A 12,113-nucleotide genomic window follows, 5' to 3' on the forward strand; every position below is an offset into this window, starting at 1 on the left:
TCATAACAGCACTGGGCAGAAGCCGCAGGGTGTCAGTCCGATCTATATCCGTTTGAGGGCCGTCATGGCCGCAGCACGGTATCACGGGATCGAACTGGACATACGAGATTTTGCGGCGGAGCCCGGTGAAGCATCACCATCTCCCGCAACCCTTGTCCGCTGGCTGAGGGATTACGGTGCCGTTGCTAAGGGCATGCGTCTGCGGTGGCGGTATCTCGTCAAGTTGGGGTATACGCCGCCCGTTGTGCTGCTGTTCCGGGATGGATCTGCCGGCTTGCTGGTTCGCACGAACCCCGAAAAGGGTATCGTTTGGCTGCGTGATCCTCTGAAGGGTGAGGGTGAGCCGCCCGTTCCCATTGATGAACTAAGGTTGATGCAGCTCTGGACGGGTGATGTCGTCCTGATCAAGCGTCGCAGTGATGAGTCGGAAGCAGATGCTAATTTCGACTTTTACTGGTTCGTTAAGATGGTTCTGCGGGAAAAGAAGGGCCTGCGGGATATCGTCTTTTCCTCTATGGTGCTGAGTGTCCTAGGGCTATTCCCTGCCATGATCGTCATGCAGGTGGTGGATCGGGTCATCAACTATCATTCCATGGCGACCCTTGTTTCCCTGACGGGATTTGTCGTCATTCTCAGCCTCTATGAAGTTTTGCTGACGTATGCCCGGCAGGAGCTGACACTGGTTGTTAGTACCCGGCTGGATGCTCGTATTTCCCTCCATGCCTTTAACCGCCTTCTAGCGTTGCCGTTGGAGTTCTATGAACGTCAACAGGCTGGTGAAGTGCTGGGGCGGTTTAACTCCATCTTCAAGGTGCGTGACTTCCTAACCGGACAAGTGCTGAATACCCTTCTGGACGTGTTTATGCTGCTGGTTGTCATGCCAGTGCTGTTCTACATGAGCCCCTCTCTGGCATGGCTGACTCTTATCGCTGCCGGAGCGATTGGTCTGATTGTGGTCATCATGCTGCCTGTGGTCAGTCGTGTGGCTGGTAAGATGGTCAGGGCGGAGATGCAGCGTGGGGCTGCGCTTTACGAAACCGTAGCCGGTATTCGGACAGTCAAGACATTGGCGCTGGAGAATACCCGGCGTGCTACATGGGATAACCGTACGGCCGTTGTTATTCATTGGCGTTTGGCATCTCAGCGTCTGGCCAATTGGGTCAGCACGATGGTGCAGCCGCTTAACATGTTTATCAACCGGGGCATTATCCTTGTTGGTGCCTATCTGGTGCTGACAGATGCTAACACCATGCAGGGTGGTGCGCTCATGGCCTTTATGATGCTGGGTGGGCGTGTTGCGTCCCCTCTGGTCAGTCTGGCCAAGATTATGGAATCCCTCAACGAGGTAACTGTGTCTCTGGGTGAAGCCGGTGAGGTGCTCAACCAGCCGACAGAAACCTACGCTCTGACTCATGGTATGCGTCCGCCTATCAAGGGGGCACTGAGCTTCAACAACATCAACTTTACCTACCCCGGGGCTGCGAATAGAGCTCTGACGGATGTAACCTTTGATGTGCCTGCGGGGACCATGCTTGGGCTTGTGGGGCGTTCGGGGTCTGGTAAATCGACTATCACGCGTCTTCTTCAGGGTGTTAGCCGAGAATATCAGGGATATCTGCGCCTTGATGGTGTCGATCTGAGGGAAATTAACCTGCATTATTTGCGGCGGTCCTTTGGTGTTGTGTTGCAGGATAACTTCCTCTTCCGTGGGACTATCCATGATAATATTACCGCCGGGCGACCGGGGCTGACGCTGGATGATGTCATCCGGGCGGCTCGTCTGGCCGGGGCGGAAGAGTTTATTGAACGTATGCCCGCTGGCTATGAGACGTGGATTGAAGAAGGCTCGACCAATATTTCCGGTGGGCAAAGGCAGCGTTTGGCTATTGCCCGTGCTGTGATCTCCGATCCTAAACTGATGATTCTGGATGAGGCGACATCCGCACTAGACCCAGAATCCGAAGCCCTTGTTAATGCGAATCTCAAAAATCTGGCAAAAGGCCGGACGATGGTGATTGTCTCGCACCGTCTGTCCTCGCTGGTGGATTGTGACCAGATTGCTGTGATGGATCAGGGGCGTGCCATTGATATCGCACCACATGAAGTCCTGCTGGAACGTTGTGACGTGTATCGGACGTTGTGGCTCCAGCAGAACCGTCATCTTGCGCCGGAAACGCAGGCGGGCGGTAATCCGTCGGCAGGAGGACAGGAATGATGAGCGAGAGCAAGCCCACCGGGTCCGGCCCTGCACAGGAGAAGGAGCAGCGGCAGGCTGCCCCTGACGCCGTCCCCAACATGGATGAAGACAACCATAAGGGCCCTCGTAAGGCGGATGATCCGTTCGCCCCGGAGGATATGCCCCTAGCTTTGTTGGAGTTCCATTCTCCCACGCTGGGTATGGTCAATCTGCCCATGACCGCCTCAGCCCGCTATATCACGTGGCTTGTTGGGTCGCTGGTGCTGGCGAGCGTGGCGGCCATGGCGCTGTTTCCGCTCAACAAGGTTGTGACTGTTACGGGACGAATCATCTCCACAGCACCGATTGTTGTAGTGCAGCCTGTCGCTGCTGGGCGTGTTCGGTCGCTCAACGTCAAAGTTGGTGAATATGTCCGTAAAGGACAGATTCTGGCCCGACTGGACCCGACATTGAGCGATGTGGATATGGACAATCTGTCCGCTCAGATGCAGTCCCTACAGGAGGAAGTGAGCCGACTGAAGGCGCAGGCATCAGGTGCAGAATATCGCACGGATATAAGTGTGCCAGCGTCTATCCAGCAGGAGCAGGTGTTCCTCCAGATGAAGGTGGATTACCAGTCCCACATCGAGGATTTCGACCGCCGTATTGCTGGGATGCAGAACGACCTTCAGCAGGCTAGAGCCAATGCAGCTATGTATGCCAGTAAGTTGAAGGTCACACAGGCCGTGCTGGATATGAGAGAGCGTGAGCAGAAGGAGGCCGTGGGGTCCCGTCTTTCCACTCTCGGGGCGCAAGATGCCGTGATGGATACGGAGCGGGCATTGATTTCCGCTCAGCAGGTGGCTGGTGCTACGCAGAACCGTCTAGATGCCCTCAAGGCTCTGCGGGAAAGTTTTATCCAGTCATGGAAGACAAAGATTTATGAAACGCTTGTCACTGGTGAGAGACGGCTAGACCAGCTGAAGAGCGATTATCGCAAAGGGCGTGTGCGGCAAAAGGAGATTGACCTCCGGGCCCAGCAGGATGGTGTTGTGTTGACCATTGCTCCCATTTCCGTTGGGGCGATAGTCGGGCCGACCATGCGGGTGATGACGCTGGAGCCAACCGACAGCGGGTTGGAGGTGGAAGCCCTCATGAGCCCGCAGGATAGTGCTTATGTACGGCAGGGGCACCACGCCATCATCAAGTTTGCCAGCTTCCCTTACGTCCAGTACGGGGGTGCGAAGGGTACGGTCAGCCTCATCAGTGCTGATACGTTCTTGCCGCCTGAAATGGTCGAAGGGAACATCAGAGCCGGGATTGATCCATCCGCTATGGTAAAACAGGGTAATTCTGTCATTTTCTACCGTGTCCGGTTGAAGATTGATAAATACACCCTGCATGGGCAGCCGTCTTTCTTCCATCCTAGCGCAGGTATGCCAGTGACGGCGGATATTGATGTGGGTAAGCGGACTATCCTGAAATATCTGTTCAGCCATGTTGTGCCCGCAGCAACAGAAGGCATGAGAGAGCCCTCTTAAGGCGGAGGCCGGTCATGGTGGGTAGGTTTACCTTTTTTTCCTCCAAGTCCCGTAATCTCGCCCGTGCGCAACGGTTGCTGGAGGAAGGGAAGGTACCGCAGGCGTTTTCCCTCTTTGCAAAACTTGCAAAAGCGGGCGTGCCAGAGGCGGCGTATCGGGTAGGGCAGTGTTATCTGTCCGGGCAGGGGACACCTTCTTCTCTGGAGGAAGGTGCCCGCTGGACACGGGTTGCCGCAGAAGCTGGAATTAAGGAAGCGAGCTTCACACTGGCCACCCTCTTCGCCATGGGGGTGCCGGAGGGGTTCGATTCCAGCCTATCCGCCTCGGCAGGCAAGAGCCTTTATGACCGGGCTCAGGCTGATGAAGTAGAATCCTATAAACCGGATTTCGCCCAGGCCCGTATCTGGGCAGAGAAGGGCGCTGCTGAAGGATCGGTCGAGGCTCAGGCCCTTTTGGGGCATATCTTCAATCATGGCCCAGAAGGGATTCAGGACAGGCAGGCCGCCCGCCATTGGTACGGGGAGGCCGTGCAGGGTGGCTCTCTACAGGGGGCCTTAGGTCTTGGCCTTATTCTGCTGGATGAGGCAGAGGATGATAGCCAGCGGGCGCAGGCCATGGAGCTGCTCCAGCGTGCGGCAGAGGGCGGTCTTGGTTTGGCTAATGCCGCCATGGGCTGGATCTACGAGCATGGTGCTAATGGACAGCCTCGGGATGCCGAGATTTCTGCCCGTTATTACCAGAAGGCCGCTGAACAGAATATTCCCTCTGCACAGGCTCGTTATGGGTTGATGCTCCTGAAGGGCGTTGGGGTAGAGGCCAACGTTATTCAGGGTGAAAGCTGGTTGCGGCGTGCTGCGTATGGCGGCGATGCCGAGGCTGCGGCTCTTCTGGGGGACCTGTATATTCGGGGAGAGGAACTTTTCCGTCGCCCTATGGAGGCCGCCCGCTGGTACCAGTTTGCTGCTGAGCAGGATCATACACCGGCTGCCCGTGTACTGGCTGTGCTGTATCTGACGGGTACCGGCGTCCCACGGGATGAGCGGAAAGCCGCATACTGGTTCAATCATGCAGCCATGCTGGGGGACCATATGGCTGATGCAGACCTCGGTAATCTGGTTCTTGCCGGTGTGACACGGCCAGATGAGGAGCAACACAGCCTCCAGCAGCGTCTCAGGCAGCAGGCAGAGGGTGGGAATCCTCTTGGGGCTTTCAATCTGGGCGTTTGTCTGGCGCAAGGTGTTGGCGGTACGGCTGATGAGACAGAGGCCTTTTATTGGCTCGGTCTGGCACGAGAAGGTGTCGTAAATGCTCAGTATTGGTATGGCCGACTGCTGTTCGAGGGGCGTGGCGTAGCGCAGAACATGCAGGATGGCCTTTCATGGATGGATAAGGCCGCACGGCAGGGTATGCCAGAGGCCTGTGTCAGCGTGGCGCAGATGCTCGTCACGGGGCAGGTAGATGGCGTCCGAAATCATGCCCGTGCGTTGGAGCTTTATCAGCAGGCTGCCGATGCAGGGTTGCCAGAGGCGTATTTTTCTCTTGGGGCTATGTATGGTGGGGGGCACGATGTGCCAGCCGATCTTCCACGGGCCCGTGAGTGTTTTGAGGAAGCCGCACAGCGTGGTCATGGCCTTGGGCAGATGATGCTAGGGCGTTATCTGCTTAGAGGGCTTGGCGGTCCAGAGGATAACGAGCAGGCCCGTTATTGGTTGGAGCAGGCAGCTGGCCAGGGGCTGGGGCAGGCGCAAAAAATGCTGGATAGTTTAACGGCGACCTCGCAGCGGGAGCCCGCTTTGGTGGAGGCAGGACCTGATCTGTGAGGATGCAGGCCAGTTTTATTCCGGGGTATGGCCGTGTTCTTCGGGCGGCGGATGAAGCACGCTGGACGTCTCGGCGTCTGGAGGCGATCCAGACAGCTTTTGACAAGGGCAGAGATTGTTTAAAACAGGGGCAGCAAGCGGATGGCCTCTTCTGGTTAAAACGGGCTGAAGCATTATCGGGGCGTGACGATAATATCAGCTTCACTTGCGCTATGGCTCTGTTGGACAGTGGAGCTATTCCGCAGGCCCTGCCACGGCTTGAACGTTTATGGGCGCGTTATGGCCTGCGAGAAGCTGGACTGGCCTTAGCAGGGGGGTATCTGCGGTGTGGGGCTGTTGCACCTGCGGTTCGTATCATGGGGCAGGTTCTGTCCCGGAATAGTTTGATACATGAACATTATGCGTTAGCAGATAGCCTCTCCTTTCCTGTCGGGTTGCCGGGTTGGGGTGTGTTGTCCAACACCGGAGACTTACGCCTGCGTGTTGCTGGGCCGGTGGAACTGGTGCTGGATGGCAGACCGCTCGGCACCGTGCCGGCAGGTGTGCATGATCTGGCCCAGTTGATGCCGGATGAGGCAGGGTGTTGGTGGCAGGGGCAGCAGCTTGTCATGTTGTGTGATGGCCGCCCACTGCTGGGTAGCCCGATCGACATACAGGGCTTGATACGGTTCCAGTCACTCGTCATGGCGGAGGCCGAAGGCGTGCGGGGCTGGTTATGGTATCCCGGTGAGCCTGATTTTCTGCCCTCTTTGAGGGTAGAGGGGTATGATGAGCCCTTGCTGGTGGACTATTCCGTAGAGGGTTTTAGCAGTACCGCCTTTCTGCAACGGCCTAGGGAGTTTTATCTGCCTTATGCAGATTGGCCCCGCCCATTGCACAGCTCAACTGCTTTTTACGATCAGTATGGACGTTTGCTCAAAGGTGCTCCGCTTGACCCCGCTCTGGTAAGTCTGATGCGCCAGCCTGAGGTCAGCGGGAGCAGCCGTAAGGGCTGGACGAAGCAGGGGTGCCGTATGTCCCGGAAGAACGGTGGAGCCTCTGGTGGGCAGCGGCAGGTTGTGGCCGCAGGTTGTGCCGTCATTGTACCGGTCTATCGAGGGGAGAGTGAGGTACGGGCCTGTTTGGCGTCCGTGCTGGCGAATATTCCGGAGACCTGCCGCCTGATTGTCGTGGATGATGCCTCACCCGAAGCCGGAATCCGGGTTTATCTGGATGAGTTATCCGAAGCAGGGCGTATTGTCCTGCTGCGTCATGTTACCAATCAGGGATTTGTTGGTAGTATTAATGACGGATTGGGCCTCGTGCCAGAAGGGTGGGATGTCATCCTACTCAATAGTGATACGCTCGTTTCTGGAAATTGGATTGAACGGCTGTGTCGCTGGCTGCGTCTTGAAAAAGCCGGGACCGTCACGCCATTTTCTAATGCGGGTGGGCTGACGTCTTATCCTGACCATGAACATGATAATCCGGCGTTGCCCCTCGTTGATGTAGCGACTATGGACCGGCTCTTCCAACATCAGGCGGAGGGCTTCAGGCCGGTGGTGGAGCTACCAACGGCTAATGGTTTCTGTATGGGTATTGCGGCGGCCTGTCTGGCAGAGGTAGGCCCTTTGAGAGAGGCTTATTTTGCTCAGGGTTATGCTGAGGAAAATGATTTTTGTCTTCGGGCGAGCGAGGCAGGGTTTCGCCATCTGGCCGCTGTGGATGTCTATGTTCTGCATCATGGGCATGGTTCTTTTGGGTGGGAGGCAGCCCCCCTTTTGCGCCGCAATTTGGAGATTCTGAATCGTCTTTATCCCGGTTATGACGCTGCTATCCAGCGTTGGAAGAAAATTGATCCGTTAAGGAATTATCGGAGAATGTTGGACTGGCGACGGGTCCGGCAGTACCGGGAGGCCTTTACCGGGGCGGTGGTATTATTCCAGCATCGTGGAGGCGGAGGAGTCGCTCGTGCTGTGAGGGAGCAGGCGGCTCTTTTGAGGCAGGGAGGGCTCCTGCCTGTCGTTGTAGAGCCAACAGAAACAGGGTGTCGGGTTGTTAGCTCGATAGTGGGATTAAAGGCCCCTAATCTGGTGTTTACCCTACCGGACGAGCAGCCAGAATTTTTATCATATATGCGGCAGTTAGGGGTACGCCTCGTTATCTGGCATCACATGTTGGGGCATGAGCCGGGGTTGAGGGAGTTGCACCAGCAGTTGGGCGTTCCCTATGACGTGCATGTTCATGATCATATCTGGTTTTGCCCCCGTGTTGCTCTGTTGGACGAGCATGGCCGTTATTGTGGGGAACCCTCCATAGAGGGATGCAGGGCCTGTTTGGAGCGAGGCCATGTGCTGGCAGATGATGGTCTGACATTGTCTGATTTTCTAGCACGTTCAAAGAAAGAGTTGCACCAAGCACGCCGGGTTGTGGCTCCCTCTATGGATACTGCTCGCCGGCTGACGAAGCACATACCTTGCCCTGCCCCTATCAGCATCGAACCTCTAGAAGATGATCGGAAGATCAGGGCCGAAGCATCTCCTCTGCTGGATGATAGCGGCCCGACACGGGAGTGGCCTTTGAAGATACTGGTTCTGGGGGGAATCAGCCGCTGGAAAGGTCATGATGTACTTCTGGCATTAGGGCGGTACATTCAGAAGAATGAACTACCGTTACAGCTTGTTGTTGTGGGAAGCACGCATGACGATGCCGCTTGTCTAGAAGTGGGTATCAAGGTGACGGGGGCGTATGAGGATAGCAATGTCCTAGCCTTGATAGAGGAGGTGCAGGCTGACGTTGGCTTTGTAACATCCATCGCTCCAGAAACATGGTGCTATGCGCTGGGCTGGTTGTGGAAGGCTCGTCTTCCCGTAGTGGGATTTGATATTGGTGCCTCTGCAGAACGCATCCGAAAGGCTGGCCCTGCATGGGGGCAGCTCATCCCGCTGGGCCTTCCAGTGGACCAGCTGGCGGATGTTTTTATGGCCATTAAGCATCTTCGTAGATGATGAGATGGATAAAAATGTGCGTAGGTTTTGCAGAAAATTTTGAAATCGACTATAATTACAGAGATCTTTTAGATTTTTTTGTGCAGTGCATGCACCTCATCCTCAGGCAGGAAAATGGTAACCGGAGTTAAGATGCCAGAAACGGACGCAGGACAGCCCCGTCATCGTGTAGTGGATCTGAAGGCAGGAGCTCACGTGATGACGTTGGACGCCGGCGTCTTTTGTGTGTTCCATGCGCCGGGCCAGATAGAAGCCGGCCCCAGCGGATTGCCGGGTGTGCGGATTTCCCGGGCACCGGGTGTACCAGAGGATGCCGTTGAGGTTGTCACCTTTGCAGCGGATGGCTGGATGGGTGCAGCTAATAGTGCTGCGCTGGTACGCGTCCGGCGCGGTCCGGCCGGTGTGATGGTAACCACCTATCAGGACGGGCAGGTCGGTAGTGAAGCTCCCCGCCTTCAGGTGATTCGCCTCATCAGTGGAGTTCCAGCGGACCCAGCGTCTGCGGAGAAGACAGCCGAGGCAGGCCAGACTAGCGGTGGTAAGGCGTCTGTCACCGGTGCTGTTGATGGTGCTGCTCAGGAGGTTGTCGCCCATATTCAGCGTCGTGGTGACGTTGGTAGTGCCATCGGCGAGTGGGTCGGGCAGGAAGGCAGCAAACGCTGGATAGAGGGCTTCTCTATTCGTCCTGAAGGCAAGGTTCGGGCTGAGGATATTGAATATCAAGCCGTGCTGGGGCGTGGCTGGCTTTCCCCGTGGGTTGAAGGGGGGCAGTTCTGTGGGTCGCGGGGTATGTCCCTGCCGATCTTGGGGCTGCGGGTCCGCTTGAAGGAAGAGGCTGCCCGTAAATGGACAGTCCGTTTGACGGCTAGCTTCACAGACGGCACGAAAGTGGGCCCCTCCGAAGGTGGGGAAGAGGCACTTCAGGCGGAGAACCTTGCCCCGCTTGAAGGCTTCCAGTTGGAGATTGTTCCCGTGAAAAAGCGGGGAAAAGAGGCAACTGCTAAGCGCGGGTAAGGCTGTAGAGGGGAGTTACGGGCAAGGGCTCTGATAGAGAGCCGGGGCGACAGGCAAGCCGGGGGAAGTGGTGCGTTTTCTTTTTGTTCATCAGAGCTTCCCTGCGCAATATGCCCATATGGTGGCCCATCTAGCCCGTAAGCCCGAACACGATGTCGTGTTCATCACGGCAGGCAAGGGGCCTGATATTCCGGGCGTTCGCCGTGTGTTGTATCGCCCGCCGGAGGTAAACCGGGAAGGTCCCCATCCATTTGTCCGAGAGCTGGACCACGCTATTAATCGTGCCGAAGCTATTGCAGTGGTGGCCCGCTCCCTAAAGAGCCTCGGCTTTCAGCCGGATATCATCATTGGGCATCATGGTTGGGGAGAGCTGCTGAATATTGATTCAGTTTTCCCCGGTGTGCCTGTGCTGGGATACTTTGAGTTCTATTATGGGCTGGAAGGCCGGGATGTGGGGTTTGACCCAGAGTTCCCCATGCCGAAGGAAGCAGGACTTCTGATCCGCTGTAAGAATGCTGTCAATCTTCAGGCTCTGGCTGGGCCGGGCGTGGGGCAGACGCCGACACGATTTCAGCGAGGGACGTATCCTTCATGGGCGCAGGAAAAAATTACCCTCTTGGATGAAGGGGTGGACCTGCAAAAATATCGGCCCAATCCTTCAGTACGTCAGAAGCCATTCCAGCTGGGTAAGATCACCATTGCTCCTTATGAAAAATTGGTGACGTATGCCGCTCGTAACCTAGAGCCATACCGGGGTTTTCATAGCATGATGCGGGCTTTGCCTGCTTTGATGAAGGCTCGGCCGGATTGTCAGGTTATTTTGATGGGACGAGAGGACGTCAGCTATGGCCTCCCTCCAGCAGATGGCGGCACATGGCGGCAAACCATGCTGAAAGAGCTGGAAGGGAAGCTAGATCTGTCTCGCATCCATTTTGTTGGCTGGTTGGAAAGAGATGAGATGATCCGGGTCCTGCAACGTTCGGATGCTCATGTTTATTTGACGTACCCCTTCGTTCTGTCATGGTCTTTGAGAGAAGCTATGGCAGTGGGGTGCCCGCTTGTGGGGAGTGATACAGCACCGGTGAGCGAATATCTGACCCACGAGGAAACAGCTCTTATGGCTCCGTTCCTTCAGCCGGACGCCATAGGCGATGCTATTCTGCGCCTGCTGGAGAGCAGGACACTTGCAGAGACACTGGGGCATAATGTGCGGCAGCGGGCGGAGAAGCTGCTGGATATGCAACAGTATCTTGCCCAGTATGAGGCTCTGATAAGCAGAGTGACAGGTCGTGAGGTGATATGAATATGGCAGAGATGGATAAGGCTGCGCTCCAGGCGTTGGTGGCAGGTTGGATTGTCAAGAAATCGCCTTCCTCTGCCCCGCAGAGGCTAACAGCGGAGGATCGTGCCCAGCTGGAGGATGCCGCATGGCGGAGCTGGTGGGCCACGCAGGCCGGCCCCGAGGGTGACCCCGCCGAGAAGGCCATGTTGCAGACTTTAACAGAAGGCTGGATTGTTCAGCGTGAGCGGGGCGGGATGCCCGGGCATCTGCTGGAAGATGATTTTAAGGCGATCACGAATAGCCTGAAGCCGGAGAGGGTTCCCCCCGCCGTGCCGGAGCCTGTTGTAGAGAGTGAGCCAGAAGCCCCGGATGAGCCAGAGCAGCCCATCACTCCGGTTCTACCGGCTGATGCTAAGGTTGAGGATTGGCGTGCCGACTATATGCCCGATGATCTGGGAGCAGGGAATAATGTGTTACCGGATGGGCGTGCCGTGAAGGACGTGCTGAAGGAAGACCCTTTCTATTTCGCACGGCTCCATCTGGCTTTGTCTCTTTGATAGCGACAGGCCATCATACGGGAGGGAGGCGGTTATTCCTGCCTCCCTTTTTTATGGCTGGAGCATGGGAGTGGGGCATAGCGTAAAAGAAAAGGCATACCCCCGTAGAGGGAGCATGCCTTTTTCCATTTAGCTGAAGGTCTGAAGACCCTCTGCAAGACCGCTCTTAGCGCGGGCCAGCTTCAGCCTGGAGGTGGGCCTCAAGGAACCAGAGGTTCTTGTCCAGCCCGCGGGAGATTTCGGTGAAGATGTCGGATGTGTCTTCATCACCGGCTTCGGCTGTCACCTTGATGGCTTCACGGACCTTGTTAGCCACAACGCCATAACGCTCTGCCAGAGCCTTCACATGGTCGTGAACTGTGTAAATGTCCGTGGGGTACGGAGCACAGTTTGTGTGCTTCTGCACGGTCTGAACAGTGCCGAGAGCCACACCACCCAGCTGAACAGCACGCTCAGCAGCGGTATCAACAAAACCATCAAGCCCGGTACGGAAGCCGTCCAGCATCTCGTGAACACCGATGAAGTTGACACCCTTGAGGTTCCAGTGTGCCTGCTTGGTCACCAGAGCCAGGTCGATAAGGTCAGCCAGACGGGCATTCAGGGTTTCGATGGAAACAGCCTTTGTGTTGTCCGGGGTGTTGTTGCTGGTGTGATAATGATTGATCTTGCTCATCATGATACTCCTTCGTCTTCTCCCCTCCTTTATGGAAGGGAGAAAAACCTTTTAGAAACCGGG

Annotated in this window: 8 protein-coding genes; 7 read left to right on the plus strand and 1 reads right to left on the minus strand. The window is 56.3% G+C overall.

The annotated features are described in order from the left end of the window. Nucleotides 1–64: 64 nt before the first annotated feature. The 7 genes from AL01_RS08690 (at nt 65) to AL01_RS08720 (ending at nt 11,377) form a co-directional block, all read left to right on the plus strand. A complete protein-coding gene (locus tag AL01_RS08690; protein ID WP_077397201.1) occupies nt 65–2,215 on the plus strand; it encodes a peptidase domain-containing ABC transporter in 2,151 nt (716 codons plus the stop codon). Next, on the plus strand, nt 2,212–3,717 hold the full coding sequence (locus tag AL01_RS08695) for an HlyD family type I secretion periplasmic adaptor subunit (RefSeq protein WP_241502790.1): 1,506 nt from the start codon (nt 2,212–2,214) through the stop codon (nt 3,715–3,717). Before AL01_RS08690 ends, AL01_RS08695 begins: the two co-directional genes overlap by 4 nt. Before the next feature lie 14 nt (nt 3,718–3,731). Then, nucleotides 3,732–5,537, plus strand: coding sequence for a tetratricopeptide repeat protein (locus AL01_RS08700; protein ID WP_077397160.1), 1,806 nt, complete (start codon nt 3,732–3,734; stop codon nt 5,535–5,537). Nucleotides 5,538–5,539: 2 nt separating this feature from the next. Next, nucleotides 5,540–8,524 carry a glycosyltransferase gene (locus AL01_RS08705; RefSeq protein ID WP_077397161.1) on the plus strand — a complete coding sequence of 995 codons (2,985 nt, stop codon included), beginning with the start codon at nt 5,540–5,542 and terminating at the stop codon, nt 8,522–8,524. A 114-nt stretch (nt 8,525–8,638) separates the two neighbouring features. Beyond that, nucleotides 8,639–9,538, plus strand: a complete 900-nt coding sequence (locus AL01_RS08710) for a hypothetical protein (protein ID WP_241502791.1) — start codon at nt 8,639–8,641, stop codon at nt 9,536–9,538. Nucleotides 9,539–9,605: 67 nt separating this feature from the next. Continuing rightward, nucleotides 9,606–10,841 carry a glycosyltransferase gene (locus tag AL01_RS08715; protein WP_241502792.1) on the plus strand — a complete coding sequence of 412 codons (1,236 nt, stop codon included), beginning with the start codon at nt 9,606–9,608 and terminating at the stop codon, nt 10,839–10,841. 2 nt (nt 10,842–10,843) lie between these two features. Next, nucleotides 10,844–11,377: a hypothetical protein gene (locus AL01_RS08720; protein WP_143280751.1), complete on the plus strand. Its 534-nt coding sequence runs from the start codon at nt 10,844–10,846 to the stop codon at nt 11,375–11,377. Between the two features lie 166 nt (nt 11,378–11,543). Here AL01_RS08720 and dps read toward each other — a convergent pair whose 3' ends face one another. Continuing rightward, nucleotides 11,544–12,050, minus strand: coding sequence for a DNA starvation/stationary phase protection protein Dps (gene dps / locus AL01_RS08725; protein ID WP_408735445.1), 507 nt, complete (start codon nt 12,048–12,050; stop codon nt 11,544–11,546). Nucleotides 12,051–12,113 lie beyond the last annotated feature (63 nt).

Source organism: Bombella intestini (genome assembly GCF_002003665.1).
Lineage (GTDB): Bacteria > Pseudomonadota > Alphaproteobacteria > Acetobacterales > Acetobacteraceae > Bombella > Bombella intestini.